The 24,948-nt window shown below is 48.5% G+C and carries 20 protein-coding genes and 3 tRNA genes; 4 read left to right on the top strand and 19 right to left on the bottom strand.

Features of this window, described 5'->3' with window-relative positions; genetic code table 11:
• Positions 1-3 precede the first annotated feature (3 nt).
• Both der and DWY93_RS03010 read right to left on the bottom strand, forming a co-directional pair.
• Positions 4-1,329, bottom strand: coding sequence for a ribosome biogenesis GTPase Der (gene der / locus DWY93_RS03015; RefSeq protein WP_015554291.1), 1,326 nt, complete (start codon positions 1,327-1,329; stop codon positions 4-6).
• Between the two features lie 15 nt (positions 1,330-1,344).
• Positions 1,345-2,739, bottom strand: a complete 1,395-nt coding sequence (locus DWY93_RS03010) for a DUF512 domain-containing protein (RefSeq protein WP_117471754.1) — start codon at positions 2,737-2,739, stop codon at positions 1,345-1,347.
• A gap of 273 nt (positions 2,740-3,012) precedes the next feature.
• Here DWY93_RS03010 and DWY93_RS03005 point away from each other — a divergent pair, with 273 nt between their 5' ends.
• Positions 3,013-4,200 carry a ribose-phosphate pyrophosphokinase gene (locus DWY93_RS03005; protein WP_015554290.1) on the top strand — a complete coding sequence of 396 codons (1,188 nt, stop codon included), beginning with the start codon at positions 3,013-3,015 and terminating at the stop codon, positions 4,198-4,200.
• Between the two features lie 159 nt (positions 4,201-4,359).
• Here the strand turns inward: DWY93_RS03005 and DWY93_RS03000 are convergent, their stop codons facing one another.
• Both DWY93_RS03000 and DWY93_RS02995 read right to left on the bottom strand, forming a co-directional pair.
• Positions 4,360-6,243, bottom strand: coding sequence for a tetratricopeptide repeat protein (locus DWY93_RS03000; RefSeq protein WP_117471753.1), 1,884 nt, complete (start codon positions 6,241-6,243; stop codon positions 4,360-4,362).
• A 242-nt stretch (positions 6,244-6,485) separates the two neighbouring features.
• The gene (locus DWY93_RS02995) at positions 6,486-8,585 is read right to left on the bottom strand and encodes an elongation factor G (protein WP_117469472.1); all 2,100 of its coding nucleotides are present in this window, start codon (positions 8,583-8,585) and stop codon (positions 6,486-6,488) included.
• 398 nt (positions 8,586-8,983) lie between these two features.
• Here DWY93_RS02995 and DWY93_RS02990 point away from each other — a divergent pair, with 398 nt between their 5' ends.
• Complete coding sequence (locus DWY93_RS02990) at positions 8,984-10,111, top strand: prephenate dehydrogenase (protein WP_278286466.1); 1,128 nt, start codon at positions 8,984-8,986, stop codon at positions 10,109-10,111.
• Between the two features lie 135 nt (positions 10,112-10,246).
• Positions 10,247-11,524, top strand: a complete 1,278-nt coding sequence (gene aroA / locus DWY93_RS02985; protein WP_117471751.1) for a 3-phosphoshikimate 1-carboxyvinyltransferase — start codon at positions 10,247-10,249, stop codon at positions 11,522-11,524.
• A gap of 146 nt (positions 11,525-11,670) precedes the next feature.
• Here the strand turns inward: aroA and DWY93_RS02980 are convergent.
• The 3 genes from DWY93_RS02980 to DWY93_RS02970 form a co-directional block, all read right to left on the bottom strand.
• Positions 11,671-11,743, bottom strand: a tRNA-Thr gene (locus DWY93_RS02980).
• Between the two features lie 37 nt (positions 11,744-11,780).
• Positions 11,781-11,852, bottom strand: a tRNA-Glu gene (locus tag DWY93_RS02975).
• A gap of 16 nt (positions 11,853-11,868) precedes the next feature.
• Positions 11,869-11,942 (bottom strand) — tRNA-Pro (locus tag DWY93_RS02970).
• A 448-nt stretch (positions 11,943-12,390) separates the two neighbouring features.
• Between DWY93_RS02970 and DWY93_RS02960 the strand changes: the two genes are divergently transcribed.
• A complete protein-coding gene (locus tag DWY93_RS02960) occupies positions 12,391-12,642 on the top strand; it encodes a hypothetical protein (protein ID WP_015554284.1) in 252 nt (83 codons plus the stop codon).
• A gap of 234 nt (positions 12,643-12,876) precedes the next feature.
• Here DWY93_RS02960 and DWY93_RS02955 read toward each other — a convergent pair whose 3' ends face one another.
• The 12 genes from DWY93_RS02955 to DWY93_RS02900 all read right to left on the bottom strand — a co-directional run bounded on the left by DWY93_RS02955 (position 12,877) and on the right by DWY93_RS02900 (position 24,943).
• Positions 12,877-13,188 carry a hypothetical protein gene (locus DWY93_RS02955; RefSeq protein ID WP_117471749.1) on the bottom strand — a complete coding sequence of 104 codons (312 nt, stop codon included), beginning with the start codon at positions 13,186-13,188 and terminating at the stop codon, positions 12,877-12,879.
• 22 nt (positions 13,189-13,210) lie between these two features.
• Entirely contained in the window at positions 13,211-13,534 is a 324-nt protein-coding gene (locus DWY93_RS02950; protein WP_117471811.1) for a metal-sensing transcriptional repressor, read from the bottom strand.
• Between the two features lie 247 nt (positions 13,535-13,781).
• The gene (locus tag DWY93_RS02945) at positions 13,782-16,310 is read right to left on the bottom strand and encodes a heavy metal translocating P-type ATPase (protein ID WP_117471748.1); all 2,529 of its coding nucleotides are present in this window, start codon (positions 16,308-16,310) and stop codon (positions 13,782-13,784) included.
• 209 nt (positions 16,311-16,519) lie between these two features.
• Positions 16,520-17,380 (bottom strand): hypothetical protein, encoded by an 861-nt coding sequence (locus tag DWY93_RS02940; protein WP_117566410.1) that lies wholly within the window; start codon positions 17,378-17,380, stop codon positions 16,520-16,522.
• A gap of 73 nt (positions 17,381-17,453) precedes the next feature.
• Positions 17,454-17,687 carry a hypothetical protein gene (locus DWY93_RS02935; protein ID WP_015554280.1) on the bottom strand — a complete coding sequence of 78 codons (234 nt, stop codon included), beginning with the start codon at positions 17,685-17,687 and terminating at the stop codon, positions 17,454-17,456.
• A 341-nt stretch (positions 17,688-18,028) separates the two neighbouring features.
• Positions 18,029-19,207, bottom strand: a complete 1,179-nt coding sequence (locus DWY93_RS02930) for a MalY/PatB family protein (RefSeq protein ID WP_117471746.1) — start codon at positions 19,205-19,207, stop codon at positions 18,029-18,031.
• Between the two features lie 34 nt (positions 19,208-19,241).
• Positions 19,242-20,393, bottom strand: a complete 1,152-nt coding sequence (locus DWY93_RS02925; RefSeq protein WP_117471745.1) for a PLP-dependent aspartate aminotransferase family protein — start codon at positions 20,391-20,393, stop codon at positions 19,242-19,244.
• A 266-nt stretch (positions 20,394-20,659) separates the two neighbouring features.
• Complete coding sequence (locus DWY93_RS02920; protein ID WP_347465613.1) at positions 20,660-21,241, bottom strand: NUDIX hydrolase; 582 nt, start codon at positions 21,239-21,241, stop codon at positions 20,660-20,662.
• A gap of 30 nt (positions 21,242-21,271) precedes the next feature.
• Entirely contained in the window at positions 21,272-21,889 is a 618-nt protein-coding gene (locus tag DWY93_RS02915) for a flavodoxin family protein (RefSeq protein ID WP_117471743.1), read from the bottom strand.
• Positions 21,889-22,020, bottom strand: coding sequence for a hypothetical protein (locus DWY93_RS02910; protein ID WP_330579524.1), 132 nt, complete (start codon positions 22,018-22,020; stop codon positions 21,889-21,891). Before DWY93_RS02910 ends, DWY93_RS02915 begins: the two co-directional genes overlap by 1 nt.
• Before the next feature lie 458 nt (positions 22,021-22,478).
• Positions 22,479-24,179 (bottom strand): ABC transporter ATP-binding protein, encoded by a 1,701-nt coding sequence (locus tag DWY93_RS02905; protein WP_117471742.1) that lies wholly within the window; start codon positions 24,177-24,179, stop codon positions 22,479-22,481.
• A complete protein-coding gene (locus DWY93_RS02900) occupies positions 24,167-24,943 on the bottom strand; it encodes an energy-coupling factor transporter transmembrane component T (protein ID WP_117469629.1) in 777 nt (258 codons plus the stop codon). The genes DWY93_RS02905 and DWY93_RS02900 overlap by 13 nt, the downstream gene beginning before the upstream one ends.
• Positions 24,944-24,948: the final 5 nt, after the last annotated feature.

Raw genomic sequence — 24,948 nt, 5'->3', positions numbered from 1 at the left:
TGCTTAATCCTTCTCCTTCCTCTCGCGGATGATGAATTTTAAGGATGTTCCGCGGAAGCCGAAGGCCTCACGGATCTTGTTCTCTAAGTATCTCGTGTAGGAGAAATGCATTAACTCCTTATCGTTTACGAAGATAACAAAGGTCGGCGGTTTTACCGCAACCTGGGTCACATAGTAGATCTTTAAGCGTTTGCCCTTGTCGGACGGCGGCTGCTGCATAGCGACAGCTTCTGTCACGATCTCGTTCAATACACCGGTAGCCACGCGGAGCGTCTGGTTCTCGCGGACCATATCGATGAGCTCGAAGAGCTTTTCCATTCTCTGTCCGGTCAGGGCGGACACGAAGATATACTCCGCATACGGCATGTAGGACAGGGTCTCTTTTAATTTTCTTGTGTACTCATAGATCGTCTTGTCGTTCTTCTCGATGGCATCCCACTTGTTGACAACGACGATCACGCCTTTTCCGCGGTCATGGGCGATACCGGCGATCTTTGCGTCCTGCTCAGTGATTCCCTCAACGGCATCGATGACCATGAGGACCACATCAGCGCGCTCCACCGCTGTCACAGTACGGATAATACTGTAGCGCTCGATATCCTCTTTGATCTTGCTCTTTCTTCTTAAGCCCGCAGTATCGATAAAGATATATTCAGTGCCGTTTCGCACGATCTCTGTATCGACAGCGTCTCTTGTGGTTCCGGCGATGTTGGATACGATCACACGGTTTTCACCGAGAAGCTTATTGATAATAGAGGATTTTCCGACGTTCGGTTTTCCCACGATGGCGATTCTCGGACGGTCATCCTCGCTGTCGTCATACTGGTCCTCACGGAAATACTTGACTACCTCATCGAGAAGCTCGCCAAGGCCAAGTCTTGAAGCCGCGGATACCGGGACCGGGTCTCCGATTCCCAGGTTATAGAATTCGTATACATCGTTTCCGAACTTCGCCATGCTGTCCACCTTATTGACCGCAAGAACGACCGGTTTCTTGGACTTTCTTAACATGTCCGCAACCTTGGAGTCCGCGTCGACGAGACCCTGGCGCACATCCACGATAAAAATTATAACGTCCGCGGTATCGATGGCGATCTGCGCCTGCTCACGCATCTGCGCAAGGATGATATCCTTGGAATCCGGCTCGATTCCGCCTGTATCAATTAAGGTAAAATTGTTGTTTAACCAGGTGCAGTCCGCATAGATACGGTCTCTTGTCACACCCGGAGTGTCTTTTACGATCGAGATCGTGCTGCCGGCAAGGACGTTGAAGAGTGTGGATTTTCCCACATTCGGTCTGCCGACGATCGCCACTACTGGTTTACTCATATATTTTCCTCATTTCTATACTTCGCCGTCCCAATCAGGGATAACTTCCCCGTCCTCTGTGAGACCGGCATCTTTCATTGTAAGCTCATATGCCCCGTGTTCCGCAGTCTGTTCTCTCGCCGCCTCCGGGTCAAGGATCGCGTCCACAAGGTCATATCCGCTTGATTTTACTATATTTATCGGAATCTGTAAAGCATCTTCCGCCTGGGTCTTTGTGATATCATCCAGGAAAATCTCCTCGCCGCTCTTAAACATAACGGCCGGAAGGATCAGCCTGTCGCCTAAAGGCTTATCCTTTAACTGGGCGATCAGATCCTGTCCTGTGATCAGTCCCGCCACCGTGATCTTTTCGCCGAAGAAATCATTCCGGATCGGGTAGATATGGACCTTTCGTCCCGGATAGACTTTCATGATCTCCTTTACAAGCGTGTCCAGATACGGATACGGCAGACGTCCTGTGGCGATTGAGAGTTCTTCCTCTTTTCCATCGTCCGTCTTCTCATCCAGGGCATCCATGACTTCCTCATGCAGCAGCCGCAGCATACCGACGCCGTTCTCCAGCTGGATATATCCGTCGTATCTTCCTTCCTCCGGCATCTCGCGCTCCGCCAGGATATACCACTCATCACTTGCATGGATAAAGTGGATCCCGTGGCGCTCGTAGTTGATCTTCTGCCATTTTTCGATGAGATCGATCACCTCGCAGGCATCTTCCTTTGTAAACGGTTCCAGCGGGTAAAGACCCTCACGATACTTCGAGAGACCGACCGGAACCACCGACACGCTCTGCATCACCGGCGCGTACTTTGAGAGCTGTTCGATGGTGTACGCCAGCTCATTTCCGTCATTGACGCCCCGGCATAGAACGATCTGTCCGTTCATCTCCGTTCCCGCCTCGTAAAGACGGTCGATCTTCTTTAACGCCTCCCCCGCAAACCGGTTGTGGAGCATCTTACAGCGTAGCTCCGGGTTCATAGTCTGCACGGAGATATTAATCGGGGCCAGGTGGAAGCGGATGATCCGCTCGATATCTTTATCCTTCATATTTGTCAGGGTGATGTAGTTTCCTTGAAGGAACGAAAGTCTGGAGTCGTCGTCCTTAAAGTAGAGCGTCTCACGCATTCCCGGCGGCATCTGGTCGATAAAGCAGAAGATGCACTTATTAGAGCAGGACTTATAGTCACTCATAAGTCCGTTTTCAAAGGTAAGTCCCAGGTCCTCACCGCCGCTCTCGATCTCAAGTTCCCACTCTTCTCCGTTTGCCTTCCGCACGACCATCACGAAGCTCTCGGCATCCGTCATATAGTCGTAGTCAAAGATATCTTCCAGCTCTTCCCCGTCTATGGTAAGCAGCACATCTCCCGGTTCCAGTTCCAGCTCTTCCGCGATGGATCCGGGGGTAACTGCCATAATTTTATGTCCCTGATATTTCACTTCTTTTATCCTTCCTGCATGGTTCTAAACTTAATCATACCAATCTTCCTCCGATTTGTAAAGGAACGATATTCTTTTTTCCTTCGAATTTTCATGGGAAACTATTGACGAAAAATGTCTGAAAATGGTATACTCGGCGTGGATGCCTGCAGGTTCCCGTATAAATAAGGAGATCCAGGCAAAAATATGATCTGACAGTCCGACCGCAGAGGCCGGACCGCAACACAAAAAATCGGAGGATTATCTGACATGTCTAATCAGTACGTTTTCAACGACCGTCTGCCGCTTGCACCGCTTAAGATCGCTGCTCTTGAGAGCTGCCGTGATCTTGCGCAGAAAGTCAATGACCACATCGTAAACTTCCGCCGCAACGATGCGGAAGAATTACTTCGCCGCCAGGGAAATTTACAGTACCGTGGCTACGATGTTGACTCCTATCTTCTCGACTGCGCCTGCCCGCGTTTCGGAAGTGGTGAAGCAAAGGGGATCGTAAACGAATCTGTCCGCGGAACCGATATTTTCTGCATGGTCGATGTAACAAACCATTCTCTTACCTACAAGATGTCCGGATATGTAAACCACATGTCCCCGGATGACCACTATCAGGATCTCAAGAGAATCATCGGCGCTACGGCATCCACCGCACACCGTATCAACGTTATCATGCCGTTCCTTTACGAGAGCCGTCAGCACAAGCGTACTCACAGAGAGTCTTTAGACTGTGCAATGGCACTTGAAGAGTTAGTAAGCATGGGCGTATCCAACATCATCACATTTGATGCACATGACCCGCGCGTACAGAACGCGATCCCGTTATCCGGCCTCGACAACTTTATGCCGACCTACCAGTTCGTAAAAGCACTGTTTAAACATGACAATACCTTAAAGATCGATAAAGACCACTTAATGGTCATCAGCCCGGACGAAGGTGCAATGAGCCGTGCCGTATATCTCGCCAACAACCTCGGCGTTGATATGGGTATGTTCTACAAGAGAAGAGATTACTCCAAGGTCATCAACGGAAGAAACCCGATCGTTGCCCACGAGTTCCTCGGAAGCTCCGTTGAAGGAAAGACTGTGATCGTCGTTGACGATATGATCGCCTCCGGCGAGAGCATGCTTGATACTGCAAAAGAGTTAAAGGAGCGCAAGGCCGAGAAGGTCGTTGTATGCTGCACCTTCGGTCTCTTCACCGCAGGCTTCGAGAAATTCGATGAGTTCTACCAGAAGGGCTACATCGACAGCGTTGTCACAACAAACTTAAACTACCGTTCCCCGGAACTCTTTACAAAGGAATGGTATGTGGAAGCTGATATGAGCAAGTACATTGCTGCCATCATCAACTCCTTAAACCACGACGTTTCCATCGGAAACTCCCTGTCCCCGACAGACAAGATCCAGAAACTTATCAGAAAGTACAACGAGGGTCTTCTTTAATTTTAAATCTCAGAGAATATTTACGCCGCCCGGCTTTCCATTATGGATTCCAGGCGGCGTTTTTTCAGATTCTACACATTTCAGGTGCAGAATCCCATTAAAAAAAACGGAAATTCCAACATTTCTGCAGGAATTCCCGTTTTTATTTCTTACAGCATCTTAGTTTCCGTTCACACGTCTCACTTTATTGATGTCAAGCTTATCTGTCGCGGTGAAATCGAATTCGATCGCAAACTGTACATTATCCGGAAGCGCCTTCTTCTTTAATACCTCAAAATACTGGGACGCGTCTTTAATGACGAGTCCTGTTGTATTCCAGTTATCGCCAGGCAGGATCCATACCTTTAAGTTTCCGACCTTCAGCTCATACGGAAGTTTCTGGGATACCCACTCGGTCTTTCCGTACTTGGCAAGGCAGTTATAGACATCTCCCATGGTCAGCTTTCCTGTGGATCCGTCGAAGAGATCTGTCTTCTCGTAGGTTGTTGTTCCGCCATTGTCATGAGCTTCCTGAAGAGTGTCCGCATTCAGTTTCAGGTTTCCTGAATTCACGGCTGCTGCCTGCGTCGGCTGCGGATTTGCCTTTGTGGTCTCCACCGTTTCCTTAACTGCTGCTGTTGTCTCTTTCACAGAAGCCGCCGTAGATTCCTTCTCAGAGCTTCCTGTCGTCTTCTCTTCTGTATCTGCCTCAGTCTCATCCTCGGCAGCATCCGTCTCATCCTCTTCAGCGGTCTCATCCTCATATGGATTGTGGTCTAAAAGTTTTCCATCCACATCCGCATAACGGCCATCTGGAGTCGTATCATCCACCAGCATTCTGCCGTCATCCTCAAAATAGTATACCGCACCGTCAAGCTGCTGGTATCCCGTCACCGCACTGGCGTAGAGACGTCCCGCTGCCGGATTGAAGTAGTAGGAGCCGCCAGTCTCATCTGTATACCAGCCAAGTCTCCAGGAACCATCTTTGTTCAGGCAGTATGTATAGTCGCCTCCGCTGATCACTCCCGCGTCATAGTTTGACGGAGCCAGCGCAAAGGCACGCTTATAATACTTGGAAGCGCCTTCCACGTCCCCTGCTTCCAGAAGTTCATCTGCCTTCGCGTAGGACTCGTCTGCAGCGGAGGAACGGTAGCTGTCCAGTTCTTCTTTATAACTTTTATTTCCAGGTCTCATGGAAACTGCCTTCTCCCAGAATCTCAGGCAGGCATCCACATCCTCGAGTTCCAGATAATAGGAAGATGCGGAATTTAAAAATTCATCAAGCTGGTCATCTGTCACCGTAGAATTCTGGTTTACGAACCGCTCAAGACCACTCTGGACGATACTCTCCGCCTCTTTTACTTTTCCTGCATCTACATATACACCGATCAGCATAGAGTATGCATCGATCCGGTCTGGCGCCTCATCGATCACAGCCTTTAAAGTCTCGATCGCCTGATCGTTCTTTCCTTCATCGTAGCAGTACTGTCCGTAGGCAACTCTTGCCTCCAGCAGGGCATTTTTAATACTTGCATCATTCTGATCTGCTTTCTGAAGAACTGACACTGCATTTTCATAATCATCCATCATGGAATATGCTTCCGCAAGCTGCAGGGAATTCTCCACGGTGACACCATCGAGTTCCTGAAGTTTTAAAAGCCACGGGATCGCTGTCTCGTAATCCTCGTTGTCTGTCAGGACCTGGCAGATCGTGCGGACACAGTTATCCTGTTCTTTTTCCAGGGACGTATCCTTTGTCTTCTCATATCCCTGCTGCAGGATCGCCATAGCTTCATCGTACTCTTCATTTCCAATATAGGCTTTGGAAAGCTGGATATAGGCTTTGCTGTAATCCGGATCCAGTTCAATACATTTTAAAAGGGATTCGATGGCACTCTCGTAGTCCTCTTCCCCGACGTACTGGGATCCCTCCTTATAGAGATTCTCCGCTTCCGTCGAACTTGCCTGTGCCGCCTGAGTCACATCGTTCACTGAAGCGTCTTTCTTGCCGCAGGCGGAACAAAGTACCACCGCTGTGGCCATAATCAAAAACCATTTTCTCATTCTAATTCCTCATTTTTTGCCGGAGTATTTTGTCATAGAGCAAAATTTTATCCGATTTGCAGTTTGTTTTTTATCCGGCTGATTTAAAGCTTACCAGTTTATAACTATACCATTTTTCTCTCTTTCTGTCCAGATGGAAGTCAGAGGAAAACTATGGCAGAATTTCGGCAAAAACAGGGACCAGCCATACAGCTGATCCCTGCAGTCATCTTTTATTCAGTTTTCACGAGGATCTTCAAAGCTTACGCCTCTACTTCTCCGCCTGCCGTTCTCGCTTCCACTTCCTTCTTCTGAACATCGCCAGGAGCCTGCTCATAGCGGCTGAATTCGTAGGAGAATACGCCGATACCGCCGGTCATGGAGCGGAGGTCTGTGTTGTAGCCGAACATCTCGGACATCGGAACATCAGCAACGATCTCCTGCTTTCCACCATGGAGAGAATTCATTCCGAGAACACGTCCTCTTCTTCTGTTTAAGTCACCCATAACGTCTCCGGTAAACTTATCCGGAACAACGACTTTTACGGAAGCGATCGGCTCTAAGAGAACCGGGTTGGCATCCATAAAGCCCTTCTTGAAGGCCAGGGTTGCAGCCATCTTGAATGCCATCTCGGAGGAGTCAACCGGATGGTAGGAGCCATCGAGGAGCGTTGCCTTGATGCCGACTACCGGATAACCGGCTAACGGACCCTTTGTACAGCATTCCTGTACGCCCTTTTCAACTGCCGGGAAGTAGTTCTTCGGAACTGCGCCGCCGAATACTTTTTCTTCAAAGATATAAGGTGTCTCGAGATCGCCGGACGGCTCGAAGGACATCTTAACGTCACCAAACTGTCCATGTCCACCGGACTGTTTCTTATAACGGCCAGGAGCCTCCACTTTCTTGCGGATCGTCTCGCGGAACGCGAATTTCGGTTTGGAGAGTTCCACATCGACTTTATAACGGCCGAGAAGCTTGCTGACGGTAACTTCAAGCTGCTGATCGCCGATTCCGTAGAGTAAGCTCTGGCGGTTCTCGGTATCGTTCACAACGCGGAGTGTCAGGTCCTCTTCCATCATTCTTGCGAGTGCGCTGGAGATCTTGTCCTCGTCGCCCTTTGTCTTTGCGGCAAAGCGCATATATGTATACGGGGTGGAGATCTTCGGTTTGTGGTATACGATCGGAGCAGATCTTAAAGCGATCGTATCGCCTGTCTGTGTCACGGAGAGCTTCGCGACGGCACCGATATCGCCGGCCTTCAGCTCCGGAACCTCGATCACGTCCTTACCTCTTAATACATAGACTTTCGCGATCTTCTCTTCTGCGTCCTTATTTACATTGTAGAGAGTGCTGTCCGGTTTTAATGTGCCGGTGCAGACCTTCATCAAGGAATATTTTCCGATAAACGGGTCAACGATGGTCTTGAATACTCTTGCGGAGAGGGAAACCTCATCGTTGTATTTTGCGGTAAAGTGCTCGCCGTTTGATACGTCAACGCCGACACACTCGCCCTTATCCGGTGACGGGAAGTAGCGGTCGATAGCATTTAATAATGCGTTGAAGCCCTGGCAATTGATGCCGGAACCCATCATGACCGGAACAATAGAACCGTCGCATACGTGGGTCTGTACTGCGGTGTAAATCTCATCCTGTGTAAACTCTTCGCCGGAGAAGTAACGCTCCATGTACTCTTCGCTTGTCTCAGCAACAGCTTCGATCAGGGCGTCGCGGATAATTCCAAGGTTCTTCTTTGTGTACTCCGGGATCTCGCAGTCCTCATAGTCGGACAGGTTTGTGAAGCGGCGGCCCTGCATCTTAACTGCGTTTACGAAGCCGACGAACTTCTCGTTCTCACGGATCGGTACCTGGAACGGAGCAATCTTTCTTCCGAACTTCTTCTCAAGTTTTAAGATCAGTTCACGGAAGGACGCGTGGTCATCATCCATGTTTGTTACAAATATGATTCTCGGGAGTTTATATTCTTCACACAGATCCCATGCTTTTTCTGTACCAACTTCAATTCCTGCCTTACAGTTTACGACGATGATCGCTGCGTCAGCGGCGCTGACTGCCTCTTCCACCTCGCCTACGAAGTCGAAATAACCCGGAGTGTCAAGAAGGTTGATCTTGATCTTTCCCTCGGCACCTTCGTACTCGATCGGAACCATCGTAGTGGAGATCGAGAACTGTCTCTTAATCTCTTCTTTGTCGTAGTCACTGATCGTATTGCCGTCAGCAACTTTGCCCATTCTCTTTGTAACGCCGGTCAGATAAGCCAGTGCCTCGGCTACCGTCGTCTTACCGGCGCCGCCGTGGCCTAAAAGTACAACATTTCGGATCTGTTTTGTTCCATAAATATCCATATGAATCCCTCCCGTATATGTTTTTTTGCCATTTTTCAAAAGACTTCCGCAAATTACGGAGTTCAGATGTTTTGGCTATACTGCTTATTGCCTATGGTCATATTTTACCAAAACTTTTCGAATTTTTCAAGCTAAATATCGAAATTGCACAAAATATTTTCTGTCATTTTTCGATTGTGGTGGAAAATATGGGTGTTTCAAACGAAAATCTATTAAAAATTGACATCCGCATTCTATTTTTATAAATTTTTCTGGCAGACACAGATCTTTCTTCTTCTCTTTTCTCTGTTTTGTAGGCAGACATGCGACGCACACCCACAGATATGCAGATCCTGGCAATGTTTGATTTATCACTTTAAAGTATTGATTTTTCTTGTTGACATTCATATCCCTGTGTTATAAAATCGAAGGGACAAAGGAGGAGCTGTACAATGTCTGATTCTACATTTGGTTTTATCGGCCTTGGCCTGATCGGCGGATCCATCGCCAGAGGCCTTCGCCGTGCGAATAAAGATATTACAATCATGGCGTACATGCGGACCCGCTCAAAGCTTGAGCAGGCAAAAGCGGACGGGACCATCGACATGATCCTTGACGGGATCGATGAGACACTCTCCGCATGTGACGTTATTTTTCTCTGCACCCCTGTAGAATACAACGCGGTATACCTCGAAAAGGTACGCCCGTTTCTGAAACCTGGTGCGCTGATCACTGATATCGGAAGCACAAAGACAGACATCCATCAGGCGGTGGAACGTCTGGATTACGAGGATGTGTTTGTCGGCGGCCATCCGATGGCGGGTTCTGAAAAAACCGGCTATGAGAGCTCTACGGACCATCTTCTGGAGAATGCCTACTATATTATTACACCTACAAAAAAATCCACACCGGAGCAGATCGGCAGGATCCGCCAGGTTGCCCTGGCCATCGGCGCTCTCCCCATCGTTCTCGACTACCATGAGCACGATTTTTCCGTCGCGGCCATCAGCCATCTGCCGCACCTTGTGGCATCCAGCCTCGTTAATCTTGTCCATGACAACGATTCAAAGGATGAGATCATGAAGCGGCTGGCCGCGGGAGGTTTTAAGGATATCACACGTATCGCCTCCTCCTCCCCTGTCATGTGGGAGCAGATCTGCATGACGAACACAGAAAATATTCTGGTGCTCTTAAAGCGGTATATCACTTCCCTGGAATCCATTTGCGACACGCTGGAAAACCATAACGGTGACGCGATCTACAAGATGTTCGAGGAATCAGGCAAATACCGTTCCACATTCCCGAACCGCGGACAGGGTCCCATCGAGCGGGATTACTCCTTCTGTGTGGATGTTTTGGATGAGCCGGGATCTATTTCTGTCCTCTCTGCGATCCTTGCCGCGAAGGGAATCAGTGTTAAGAATATAGGTATCAATCACAGCCGCGAGGAAGGTGAAGGAGCACTTCGGATTTCTTTTTATAAGGAAGATAAGAAGAATGAGGCGGCGGAGCTTTTGAAAAGCCATAACTATGTGCTGACAAAGTAAGACTTATAGTTTCATTCAGGTATGCGCCAGCATATTCCGATACCGCATGACCGCCTGTTATACGCGGACTGCTACGTCAAAATGCATACCAGTTTTTTATCAGATCGTATTAAACGCAAATTACGAGGAATTTATATGAAATTACATAAAGCAGACCATGTCCGGGGTGAGATCACGGTCCCGGGCGATAAATCCATCTCCCACCGCAGTGTCATGTTCGGATCCATTGCGAAGGGAACTACAGAGATCCATAACTTTCTGGAGGGCGCTGACTGCCTCTCCACCATCGGCTGTTTCCGCCGCATGGGAATCGATATCGAAAATAAAAATGGTGTTGTCACTGTCCACGGAAAGGGCATGCACGGACTGGCTGCCCCTGCCGAGACCCTGGACTGCGGCAACTCTGGAACCACCACAAGACTCATCTCCGGTATTCTCGCGCCGCAGAATTTCGACGTGACGCTGACCGGTGACGAATCCATCCAGAAACGTCCGATGAAGCGCATTATCAAGCCGTTATCCATGATGGGAGCTGATATCAAGAGTGTCCGCGGAAATGACTGTGCGCCGCTCAGGATCTGTGGAAAACCGCTTGCAGGGATCCATTACACTTCCAAAGTCGCATCTGCCCAAGTAAAATCTTCGATCCTGTTGGCCGGACTCTACGCAGACGGGCTCACAAGTATCACGGAGCCGCAGGTTTCCAGAAATCATACGGAACTGATGCTGAAGTTTTTCGGCGCAGAGCTGGAATCAAAGGGAACTACCGTTACGATCTGGCCGGCAACAGAGCTTTTTGGAAACCGGATCGATGTGCCGGGAGATATCTCCTCTTCCGTCTATTTTGTGGCAGCAGGCCTGATTCTGCCAAATTCCGAAGTTCTTATTAAGAATGTAGGCATCAACCCGACAAGAGCCGGACTCATCAAGGTCTGTGAGGCTATGGGCGCTGATCTCACCCTGTTAAACGAGGATCACGAGAACGCAGAGCCGACAGCCGACCTTCTGGTCCGCACAAGTTCCTTAAGGGGCTGTGTCATCGAGGGCGATATCATCCCGACTCTCATCGACGAGCTTCCGACCATCGCCATGATGGCATGTTTCGCCGAGGGGACCACGGTCATCCGCGATGCCGCTGAGTTAAAAGTCAAAGAATCCAACCGTATCGCCATCATGGTCGAAAACCTGCGCGCCATGGGCGCCGATGTGGAGGAGACTGAGGATGGCATGATCATCCACGGCGGAAAACCGCTCCACGGTGCCGTCGTCGACAGTCGCAAGGATCACCGCATCGCCATGACCTTCGCCGTAGCTGCCCTCGCTGCGGACGGGGAGACTGAGATCATTGATGCGGACTGCGTGGATATCTCTTATCCGGCTTTTTATGAGGAGTTGGAAAAACTTACAAAATAGTAAAAAGACCCGAATCCATCTGGTACTTCTCCAGAGATGGATTCGGGTTCTTTTTATAAAAACGCAAAAAGCCGTCCATTCCAAACAGTTTTCATCTTCACACAGAACAACAAAAAAACCCTTGATTCACAAGGGTTTCATCAGTAAGCTCCCGGCCGGACTCGAACCGGCGACCTACGCATTACGAATGCGTTGCTCTACCAACTGAGCCACGGAAGCACCTTTAAAAAATGCTGCTGCATAACGCAACAGCAAGTGACCTGTCCGGGAATCGAACCCGGGTTTACGCCGTGAGAGGGCGTCGTCTTGACCGCTTGACCAACAGGCCTTAGTATTTAAGTAAGTCGAGGCGACAAGATTCGAACTTGCGACCTCTGCGTCCCGAACGCAGCGCTCTACCAAACTGAGCCACGCCTCGTCTCGATTACGTACGTAAGTATAATATAGATTTGCGGAAATGTCAACAGCTTTTTTTGATTTTTTTCTATTTTTTGCATTTTATCTACATTATCTACATTTTCTACTCTTCTTCCCATTTTTAATCCGTCACACATGCCTGACGGATCAAATTTTTGAAAAGAAATTAACAGAAAAGTTTTCTTTTTAAACAGAATAGTGTTATAATATCCGAAAGAGAACTCATCGCATCTGCTTATCTCACTCATGAGGTCCCACTTCTTTAAACGCCGGATCATAACAGCCTTTCCGAGCGGGAATATCATCTCCATCTGGGAGAAGCACTCTGCGAAGATATGCTGTGATCCTGAAAAGAATTTGTCAGCCTGTACTGACCGTGTTCACACATCAGAGTTCATGTGCGTTCAACTTAAATTTTCCGTAATTTTATATCCAGAGGGGGCGTTTTTATGAAAGCAATCAGAATCCTTCTTTCCATTGCCATGCTGATCGCTGCCGGTCTCGGCGCTTTCAATGTAATTCCGTTGCGAACTGCGTACTTCACACTGATCATTCTTGTGGCGATCACTGTGAGTATCCGGATCATCCACCGGATCGCCGGCAACGGCGCCCCAAATACCATCATCCGGATCATCAGCGAGATCATCGCGTCCCTCTGTATCCTCGGCTTCGCATTCTTTACTTACCGCACGATCGGATAGATTTACGAGATATAATCGCAGGCTGGAAAATCAAAATCCATGCCTGCGATTGTTCTATATAAGATCACTTTTTCCTATATCTAACATTATATCCATTAATCCTTTTAAAATGCGCCCTTCGCATCTGATGAAAAAAATTTATCCCATCTACACAAATGTTTTTCGCTCTTTCTAAAACATATCTTACTGCAATAGAAAATCGTCCTCTGCTTTTATAGCAGGGACGCTTTTCCATTACCAGTCATCTATTTTTCTAGCGAGTCCTGTTGGTATGAACCACCACATAACTAATAAAATTATCAGTATTACATCCACTACCTTCCCTAAAAATTGCAAAGGAATCATAGCAAATCCTATGATAGGTAACGTTAATATCTGGATTATATATTGTACTAATTCCCCCAATGAGAAAGAGCCAAAAAACTTCGGCGGCGGATCGTCATAAGGGAATTTTTCACGAAAATCATAAGGATAGAGTAAATGTTTTATATACAATACAACTGCGGTAATTATAACACATTCCGGGTAAAACTTTATATATTTCAAATTTCATTGTTACCTCCCATCTCTACATCATCTTCTTGATCGTCTCGCAGAGTTCCGCTACAGCGGTCTCCTCGTTTCCGTTCTTGATATCTTCCACCACGCAGGTTTTGATGTGGTTGGATAAGAGAACTTTGCAGAAGCCGTTTAAGGCAGACTGGACGGCAGATACCTGAACCAGGATATCCGGGCAGTAGCGTTCGTCCTGAACCATAGCTTTGATGCCGCGGACCTGCCCCTCAATGCGGTTTAAGCGTGTCAGAAGATCTTTCTCTTCCTTTTCTGTTCTATGTTTGTGGCGGCAGTGGCAGACAGCGTCATCGGACGGTGTTTCTGTTTCGGCAGTCACCGTATTTGCTGTTGCTTCTGCTCCTGTTACCCCTGTTGTCTCCATATTTACATTTACTGTCTCCGCTTCTCCGGCACAGCAACATGATTTTTTCTCCATGCACAACCTCCCCAATCTTACGTTCCTACGATATCATGTTTTCTTCTCTGATCTGCCTCACAGGCATTTGCCTATATAGCAGGAAAGCCACCCCGGGAATCTTTCATCCCGGGGCAGCTGATATTCAATCATTTTTTGCAGTCAACTCTCAACCGATCACCTTGTAATCCTTATCCTCGATGGCTTTTTTAAGCACTTCGGTCGGAACATCTTTTGTGAGTGTCACCGTTGCGGTTCCTTTTACGTGATCTGCCTCTGCAACGGATACGCCGTCAATGGCCTCAAGTGCTTTTTTTACAGTTGCCTCGCAGTGCGGACACATCATACCTTCAACTTTTAATGTCTTTTCCATCATGTTACTCTCCTTTTCTTTATTGTTATGGATTTTTGTTTTTATCTTTTTGTCCCTGTCGGAACGCCGGATATCAAAGAAATTTAAGCGCAGGGCGTTGGATACAACGCAGAAGCTGGATAAGCTCATGGCTGCGGCACCAAACATCGGATTCAGTTTCCAGCCGAATACGGGGATCCAGAGTCCCATCGCAAGCGGGATCCCGATCACATTGTAGAAAAATGCCCAGAACAGATTCTCGTGGATATTCGTAAGCGTCGCACGGCTTAAGCGGATTGCTGCCGGGACATCGGATAAGCGGCTCTTCATGAGGACCACATCCGCTGCATCGATGGCGACGTCGGTTCCGGCTCCGATGGCGATTCCCATATCGGCTCTTGTGAGGGCCGGAGCATCGTTGATCCCGTCACCGACCATGGCAACCTTGCCTTTTTCTTTCAGCTTTCGGATCACGCTCTCCTTGCCGTCCGGAAGGACTCCGGCGATGACCTCGTCGACGCCGGCCTCTTTTCCGACCGTCTTTGCAGTGCGCTCATTATCACCGGTCAGCATGACTACATGGATTCCCATGTTCTGGAGCTCCCGGATTGCCTGTGGACTGTCTTCCTTGATCATATCCGCAACAGCGATGATGCCCACAAGCTTCTCATTCTCCGCAAAGAATAACGGAGTCTTTCCGCTCTCCGCGAGAGCTTCGGATTTCTTCTTCATATCTTCCGGAACAGCCACATGAGTTCCGATAAACTTCATGTTTCCGCCGTAGATCGTATTTCCATTTAATTTCGCAGAAAGTCCGTTTCCGGGAAGTGCCGCAAAATCTGTCACATCAGCTGCGGAAAGCCCCATTTCCTCACCCTTTAAGAGGACTGCCTTCGCCAGCGGATGCTCGCTCTTCTTCTCGAGAGCGTATGCCATGGAAAGAAGTTCTGACTCGCTCACTCCATCTTCCGGAACGAGATCTGTCACGCGGGGTTCCCCGCTTGTGATGGTTCCTGTCTTATCTAAGGCAACGATCTCTACTTTTCCCGTTTCTTCCAGAGAAACTGCTGTCTTAAAGAGAATTCCGTTCTTTGCTCCCATTCCGTTTCCCACCATAATAGCTACCGGCGTTGCAAGTCCTAAGGCACACGGACAGCTGATGACGAGAACGGAGATCCCTCGGGCTAAGGCGAAGGCCATGGTCTCGCCTGCGAGGAGCCAGCCGATGGTCGTGATAATCGCGATCATGATCACGGCAGGTACAAATACGCCGGATACCTTATCGGCGATCTTCGCGATGGGCGCTTTTGTTGCCGCCGCATCGCTGACCATTTTTATGATCTGGGAGAGTGTGGTATCCTCTCCGACTCTCGATGCCTCGCAGCGGATAAAGCCGGACTGATTTAATGTCGCAGCAGAGACAGGGTCACCTGCCGCCTTATCCACCGGAATACTCTCCCCGGTGAGGGCAGATTCATTTACTGCGCTGTTTCCCTCTAAGACGATACCATCCACGGGTATATTTTCACCGGGACGAACCACGAAAATATCGCCTTTTTTAACCTGGGCGATCGGAACCGTAGTCTCAACGCCGTCCTTTTCGATCACAGCGGTCTTCGGGGCCAGCTTCATTAAACCTTTTAAGGCATCTGTGGTGCGTCCCTTTGATCTCGCTTCCAGCATTTTCCCGACGGTGATAAGGGTTAAGATCATCGCCGCGGACTCAAAGTAGAACTCGTGCATATAGCTCATGACTGCATCCGCGTTCCCTTTTACCTGAGCATCTGTCATCATAAATAAGGCATAGGTGCTCCAGGCAAAGGAGGCACTGGATCCCAGTGCTACCAGAGTATCCATATTCGGAGAACCGTGGAGCAGGCCCTTAAAGCCACTGATAAAGAATTTCTGGTTGATCACCATGACGATCACGGTGAGAAGGAGCTGCAAAAGCCCCATCGCCACATGGTTTCCGTTGAAGAAAGCCGGAAGCGGCCAGTTCCACATCATGTGTCCCATGGAGAAATACATGAGGACTAAGAGGAAGCCGATGGAGGAAATGAGTCTCTTCTTTAAGGCCGGGGTTTCATGGTCTTCCAGGGCAGATTCATCATAGAGAGTGACGTTTCCGGATCTGTCTGCTTTTTCCACTCCTTTTACGGACGCGCCGTAACCGGCAGCCTGAACTGCCGCGATAATTTCTGAGGAGGAAGCTGTACCTTCGACACCCATCGAGTTCGTGAGCAGGCTCACGGAGCAGGATGTAACGCCCGGCACTTTGGAAACTGTCTTCTCCACGCGGGTCTGGCAGGCAGCACAGCTCATTCCTGTTATTGTATACTGTTCCATCTTTGTCGTTCCTTTCCATTTACATATACCCATACCGGGTATATGTAAATAATAGCACGAATTCAAAAAATGTCAAGAATCGTATTTGAGATTTTTTCTTTAAAAATGGACTGCGATTAAGAAGTCATGGCTGCATAACGGCTTTATACGATGTAAAGCCTTCCCTCTGATACCATCTTTTTCGCGGTATCATGCCGGTGTAAATTCTCTTACTTGCCGGTCGTTCCAATGTAATTGATTCCTTCTCCATCCAGTACATCACTGCCGATAAATTTCTTTTCTTCCGGATTGAAAACAAAATCAGACACTTTATATCTGGCAGTCCGTACATCCCGAAGCACTATATGCATTTTTTCCTGTTCGTCCTCCCAGATATCCGCCTCCGGTATACCTAACTGGATCATTTCATCTAAAAATACATAGGAATCCTCTCCGGAAACTGCCTGTATCAGAAATCGACAGCTGTCATCCATAGTCAGTTCTCCATCTATGAGCATATCTTCCTGCACATAGATCTGAAGTTCCCATTGTGAGTCTTCGTGCACAAAAGGGCAGGAAGAATAGATTGCCATTCCTTGTAAATTTCCTTGCGCATTCCCGATTTTCCGCGGTTCTTTCGCTGTTTCTGTCAATTTTTCTTCCATCCCCTGTTTCAGACACCCGGAAATTTTGAAGGTAATTGAATCAATTTGAAGATTGGTTTTCTGATGACGTGAAATAGAAAGTCCAAGCGTATACATGTCCGCGCTGCCATCATCTTTTACACATTGAAATACCATCTCACCATTTCCATCCTCCAATGCAATTATATGAAATTCTGAAATATTTTCCGCAATGTTATGATAATCGCTTACAAAAGTTTCTGGTTCCGACACGATTGACCATTCTCTGCTTTTATTATCATTATGAAGTTCCAGCAGCAGAGAACCTCCATCAACAGTTTTCGCCGACCACTGATCTCCATCGACAGTAAATGATACTGGTTTATAGGGTCTGTTTAAAAACATGACCAGCGCACCGACTGATGCGCATAGCACAGCAGTTAAAAGGATCATCGTTTTCTTTTTCATACCAATCTCACTCCTTATTAACATGATAACGACATACTCGCAGAAAATCATAACCATCGACGGAATACCATCTCTACTGCTTATCTCTCCGGAATAACTCAACCATCATGATCACAATCCCCAGAACAACGAAAAGGATCGCCATGCCAAACACTTCCGACAGCCCCATTTCCGCCACCGTAGTCATAAATCTCCCCGGTGGAGTTGTCCATCCGGACGTCAGATTACTTCCCGCAACAAACAGCACCGCCATCGCCCAGATACTTCCAATCAAAGATAAAAAGCCACCGATCAGCACTCTCTTCATTCCGCATTCCTCCTCACTGAAAATCTGTTACCACTCACACTTTTTTCATCCTGTTACATTTCCAATTTCTTTCTATCCTTCTCCTGCCTGAACATTCCATATTTTCTGGAATTCACATGTTTTCTGCCAATTTTATTATAGCATACGGTTCTTTTTAATGGAGGATTCTAATGAAATCGTACATGTTTCGTAAGGATTCCGTAACTTCCCATTCATCGTGCAGGAAGCTGCAAAAAGTCTCCGGAACAGATCAAAAAATTTTCCAATCTGTCCCAGAGACTTTTTATCCTGTCACAATCCATATCCTGCGATCCCGGTCTTCCTATGAGACCAAAAATGCGCTATTTCAGTATTCCTTCTATTCTTTTCATACACTCCTCAATCGTCTTCCTCGGTGCCGCCACATTGATCCTCTGGAATCCGGTTCCTGTCTTTCCGAAGATCTTTCCGCTGTCCAGCCACAGCTTTGCGTCGTAGATGATCCGCCGGTCCAGCTCATCGGCATCGATTCCGGTCCCTCTGAAATCCAGCCACAAGAGGTAGGTTCCCTCGCCGTCAATGACGTTCACTCCCGGCATGTTGTCCTTCACATATTTCTTTACGTAGGCGATATTTTCCCAGACATATTTGAGCATGTTCTCATACCATTCATCGCCCTTCTCATACGCCGTCTGTGTCGCCACAAGTCCCAGTACGCCCAGCTGGCTGATTCCCGCGGCATCGACCTGATGCTGAAATTTTTGTCTCAGCTCCTTATTCGGGACAAATATATTCGAGATCATCATGCTGGCCAGGTTGAAGGTTTTGCTCGGAGACGTGCAGACCACGCAGATGTCCTCGAACTCCTTCTTGATGGACGCAAACACCGTATGTTCGCCCTGGAACACGAAATCGTTGTGGATCTCATCGCTGACCACCGTGACACCGTGCTTCACACAGATATCTCCCATTGCAGTCAGTTCTTCCTTCGTAAACACTCTTCCTGACGGGTTGTGGGGATTGCAGAGAAGGAACAGCTTCACATCATGTTCCACGATCTGCTTTTCAAAATCAGCCAGGTCGATATGATACCGGTTATCGTCCCCCAGGATCAGGTCATTGCTGACGATCACACGGTCATTGTCCCGGATCACCTCGGAAAATGGATAGTAGACCGGCTGCTGGATCAGTATGCTGTCACCGGCCTTTGTGAACGCCTTTACCTCCATTGCCAGGGCAAATACCACGCCCGGAGTCTTGATCAGCCAGTCCTCTTTGATCTTCCAGTGATGATGCCGTTCCATCCATCCTGCCACCGCGTTAAAATATACTTTCTGGGTATCGCTGTAACCAAAGATTCCATGTTCTGCCCGCTCGATCAGCGCATCCTCCACGTAGGAAGATGTCTTGAAATCCATGTCTGCCACCCAGAGCGGGAGGACGTCCGCCGGCTTTCCTCTCCTCTTTGCAAAGTCATATTTCAGGCAGTCCGTTCCGCGCCGCTGGACGATCTCATCAAAATTCAAATTTCTCTCTGCCATGCCGAAATTCTCTCCTCTTTTCGCGTTTCTGATCCTATTTCAATCCCTTAAATACTTCCGTTAACTCCGCGAGAAGGTCCTCGATATCCTCGATTCCCACAGATACCCGGAGCGTGCACGGCGTGATTCCATTTTTCAGCCGTACTTCCTCCGGCACATCCGCATGGGTCTGGGTCGTCGGGTAGGTGATCAGTGTCTCCACGCCGCCGAGACTCTCCGCAAATTTGATCATTCTGACACTCTCGAGGATCTGCAGCGCATGTGCCTCTGTGTCCACATCGAAGGTCAGCATCGCGCCGAATCCTCTTGCCTGCTTTTTCATGATCTCATATCCCGGGTGTTCCTGAAGTCCCGGATAATATACATGTTTTACAACCGGCTGTTCCTTCAGCCAGTTCGCGATCTTGATGGCATTCTCCTGGGACCGCTCCATGCGGATTCCGAGAGTCTTGATGCCTCTTAAGATCAGCCAGCAGTCGAACGGTGCGAGCCCGGCTCCGGTCGTCTTTATGATAAACCGAAGTTTTTCCTGAACTTCTTCGTTGTTTGTCACGATAAATCCGGCTAAGGTATCGTTGTGTCCGCCCAGGAACTTCGTTCCGCTGTGGATCACGATATCCGCGCCGAGTTTTAACGGATTCTGAAAATATGGGGACAGGAATGTGTTGTCGACGATCAGGTAGAGTCCGTGTCTTTTTGCGATCTCCGCGATCTTGGAAATATCAGATACGTTCATCATCGGGTTCGTCGGCGTCTCAATGTAGACCGCCTTCGTGTTCTCTTTTATGGCACCTTCGATGTCATCCCTGGAACAGTTTAAGTATGTAAACTCATATCCGTTCTTTTTCGAGACATTGTCGAACAGACGGACACTTCCGCCGTAGAGATCTGCCTCAGCGATAATATGGTCACCCGGCTTGAAGATTTCCATAAGCAGTGTGATCGCCGCCATTCCGCTCGAAAGGGCGAAAGCATCGATGCCGCCCTCCAGGCTTGCAACCACCTTATCAAGCTGCTCTCTCGTCGGATTCTGAAGTCTGCTGTAATCGTATCCCGTGCTTTTTCCGACACCTGCATGGGCGTAAGTCGCTGTCTGATAGATCGGGTAGCTCAGTGCTCCGTAATTATCTGTTTTTCCTTCTGTTTCCTCTAAGTGTAAACATCGTGTGTTAATTCCTCTCTCCATATCTTTTCACTCCTGTCTTGTTTTCTCCTGTAAATAGAGAGTTCATATTCCTACTATTCCCATAGGATATTTGATGATAATCTACCACCGGACGGCAGTTCTGTATAATCTTTCTATTTTATGGTTACATATAAGGAAAACCTATAACGAGTCGATAAAAAGAAACACCCATCCGGGGCATAGAACCGAATCATTTTCTAAAAAAGGTGGGAGTCTTCTCGACTGAAATAAAAAACGAGCAACAAAACCGGATTTACACCCGTCTGCTACTCGTTCATCAACAATGATATCGTCTTCTCGACAAGCTTCGCATACACCCGCTCCACAAACCACGGCTCCGTAGATTTCTTTAACGCCTCCTCCGGCGTAAACCAAGCGACCCCACTGTTCTCATCCGCCTTCACAGACACCTGTTCCTCAGAATCCGCTTCCAGGAGATACGTCACATTCAGATGCAGGTGACTGGACACATACCGTCCTTTTTTCACATGTCCGTCAACGGTGAGTGATTCCAGAGAAAAAATCTCCTCCGACACTGACCTAACATCGGAAATTCCTGCTTCTTCCTTCACCTCCCGGATTGCAACCGCCAGAAGATCTGTCTCCCCATCCGCATGCCCGCCAAGCCATGACCAGGAATGATAAATATTGTGATACACCATAAGGACTTTACTCCTGTCCTTATCCACCACCCAGGCCGAAGCCGTCATGTGCGCCACCACATTATCCCGAAGGAACGCGTCATCATTCTTCTCGATCCAGTTTAGGATCAAAGCCTTATCCGCCTCTTCCTGCTCATTATAAGGCACATACCTTCTGATCTGACTTACCAGTTTCTGCCGATTCATCGCATAATTTCCTTCCAATATCATTCTTCTCTATCTGATAAAATGCGTCCGCACGACCTCTTCCTTCTCCGGAAGACCATACTTTTCTTTTCCAAGCTCAATGCTCTTCATGAGAAATGTCATATTTCTCGCAAGAACCCGCATCGTCTGAATACCTTCCGCATCCCCCACTGCTTCTCCGGATCCGCGCCCGTGGATGGAGTTCCAGTACTGACTAGATGCGATCGGCATGTTGCTGATCGTAAAATACTTATTTAACTCGTCAAAAGTCGCCGAACATCCGCCGCGTCTCGCACAGACAACGCTCGCCCCGACTTTCATTGTCTTATCAAAGGATGTACTATAAAACAGCCGGTCCAGAACCGCGATCAGGGTCGCATTTGCGGACGCATAATAAACAGGGCTTGCGACCACCAGTCCATCAGCCTCCGAAAGCTTCATCGCCAGCTTATTCACCACATCGTCGAACACACACTTCCCAAGCTCCGCGCATCGATTACAGGCAATACATCCTCTTACCGCCTCACTGCCGACCTGCACGATCTCCGCGTCGACTCCCTCTTTTTCAAACACCGTCTTCATCTCATTCAACGCGATCGATGTATTTCCATTCGCCCGCGGGCTTCCATTGATCATCAATACTTTCATTATTTATCCTCCACACTCAATTTCAACACGTCCGGTCTCGCGTAATGTCCACAGACATCATGCTCCATCCGGCTCGCCGGGACCTTCTGCATGTCGAGGTCCGCGTAGATGATCTCCTCTTTATCCCACACAGTCTCACTCACCGCTTGCCCGATCAGGGTGATAATTTTCCTCCTGTCGCTACCGTAAACTCAGATGTAAAAAGTGAATTTCCCTTATTGTTTCCCTTGTGCTATATCAACCCACCGGTGTTTACGAACTCTGATAAGGACAAATACAAGGGTGCAGGACATCCGGTGGATGTCCGCTTTGCACCGACCGTAGCGAAGCGAAGACCACAAGAGATCCGGCGGACCTATGCTCTGTGCCGACCGGTTCACAACGTCCAGTGGACGTTGGCTCTGAACCGACCGTAGTGGAACGAAGAGCGGCAGCGGAGACCAAAAAATATATAAAACAGTATATCACAAAATAAAAGCAACATGGTGAACTGATTAAAACATTTATAATTTTTGTAACTGATAAAAGATGTGCCCCATCGGCTCAAATCTTCCCCGGGCCAATGATCTGCACATCTTTTTCACTTTAATCAGGACACCTGATTTCTCAATATCTCATCCACCGTCAGATACGCTCTCTCATACCCCAGTACCTCACCGAGCTGCATCATATACGGTTTCTGCAGTCTTGCCTTTTTCAACGCTTCATCCTGCATGAACACGTCCCTGGCCGTTCCATCCGCCAGCACCTGTCCATGAGCCATAATGATCACGCGCTCAAAATTCTCCGCCACAAAATCCATATCGTGAAGGATCGCGATCACAAGCTTTCCTCTTTCCGACAGGCTGCGGATAATACCGCCAATGATCTGGCGTCCCTTCCAGTCCTGGGCGATCGTCGGCTCATCTAAAATCAAAACATCCGTGTCCATGGCAAGAACCGAAGCGATCGCAGTCATCTTCCGCTCATATAACTCAAGGTCATAAGGATTTTCCTTCTCCTTACCCGACAACCCTGTCAGCTCCAGCGCCCGCTTTGCCTCTTCCTCCGCGCGTTTCGGATCCATCCCGATATTCATCGGACCAAACATGATCTCGTCCATCACATTGTATTTGAAGATCTGATCATCCGGATTCTGGAACACATAGCCGACATTTCCAGCTAACATCGCCACCGTTTTTCCAGAAATGTCCTCGCCGCGGAAGTAAATGTTTCCGGATACCGGCTTCAGCAGTCCCTTCAACAGCTTTACCAACGTAGTCTTTCCCGCTCCGTTCTGGCCAATGATCGCCGTCGGACGCTTATCCAGTCTCATGTTCAACGCCTTTAAGACCGGCACATCCGGAAGATAGGAAAAATCCAGATTCTTAATGAGGAACTGTTCCTCGCCTAAAACTTCTGAATCCTTTTTTTTATCCGCCTTCGCAGCTCCTTTTGCCTCTGCTCTTCCCGCATGTCTCTCTTTCAGTACTCCGGCAGCCTCTTCCACAGTGACCGGATACGTTCCATCCGGCAGAGTCATATGTTCTGCCTTACAGATCCGGGTAAATGCCGGTTCCTGAATCCCATAATCCGCAAGATCCGGCATGGAAAATACCTTCTGCGGCGTATCAAACGCGATCTGCTTTCCACCATGCAGAAGAAGTATGCGGTCGCAGTAAGCTGCCAGTTTCTCGATCTTCTGCTCGATCATTAAGATCGTGATACCGGAATTCGTCAGGGTCTCAACCGCCCGGAATACCTCGTCGCTTCCCTCCGGATCAAGCTGGGAAGTCGGTTCATCAAGGATCATGACATCTGGCCGCATGACCAGCACGCTGGCGATCGCCACACGCTGCATCTGACCTCCGGACAGATCAAACGGATTTCGATCGCGATACTGCCAGATATCAAGAAGCTTCAGGGCGTTCTCCACCCGCTCCTTCATCTCTTCGGCCGGAATTCCCAGGTTCTGCATTCCGAAAGCGACTTCCTCATATACATTGTCCTTTGCTCCGGACAGCTGGTTAAACGGATTCTGGAACACCAGACCCACATGACCACAGAGCTGTGATACCGGAGTCTTTCCGGCCTCTATGCCGTCCACAATGACTTTTCCGCCGTAAGCTCCCTTGTAAAACTGCGGAACAAGCCCCATAATCGCCTGGCTCAGCGTGCTTTTTCCTGCTCCGTTTTCTCCGATAATACCGATAAACTCTCCCTTTTCTACTGAAAAGTTCAAACCATCCAGCGCCAGTTTCTTCGCGTGAGGATAGCGGTATCGTAAATTTTCAATGATTATCTCAGACATACAACGATCCTCCATGCAATAGCTGCCAGAATGCAGAGTCCCAGTAAGATCGTGATCTCCTGGTCTCCCTTGTGACGTTTCCGATCTGACAGCCAGGTTTTCTTTTTTCCTGCGCCGAATCCACGCACCTCCAGAGCGATCGCCCGCTCTCTGGTATTGATCAGGGAACTCATGACCACCGGGGAGATCAGCGGTAAAAATGCCTTAGCACGGGTCCGCAGATTTCCTTCTGTCTCCAGTCCGCGGCTGCGCTGCGCGTCCATGATCGTATTCATAGTTCCCATCATCTGCGGGATGATCTGGAACACGGATGTCACGATGTAACCGAAACGCGGTGAAAACCCACGTTTCTCCAGCTCATCCACAAACTCAGACGGCTTGGTAGAGAGGACGAACACCGCAAAGGACAGCAGCATGTTCAGAATGTTTAAACCGATATGGAGGGCGTAAAGTGTGCCCTCTCTGTAAAATTTCAGCCCGCCGATCAGAAACAGCACATTCTCGTTTCTCTGGTTGAACAATCCATGGATCAGGAAAATCGTCAAAAGGATCGTAAAAGAAAAAGCGATCAGCGGAAACGTCTTTTTCAGGATCTTTCCGCTGGCCAGAACACAGAGACTGACTGCGATAAACACACCAAACATCCAAAGCTTTCCAGTGATCAGCGGAATACTGATGGCGGCAGCGATATACATCAATTTTGTAAAGGGATGCACCTTCGTCAGATATGTCCCGTTATCTACAAACAGGCTGATACTTTTCATATATT

Source organism: Clostridium sp. AF28-12 (assembly GCF_003435225.1).
Taxonomy (GTDB): domain Bacteria; phylum Bacillota; class Clostridia; order Lachnospirales; family Lachnospiraceae; genus Pilosibacter; species Pilosibacter fragilis.
This window is presented reverse-complemented; position numbering and strand designations above follow the sequence as displayed.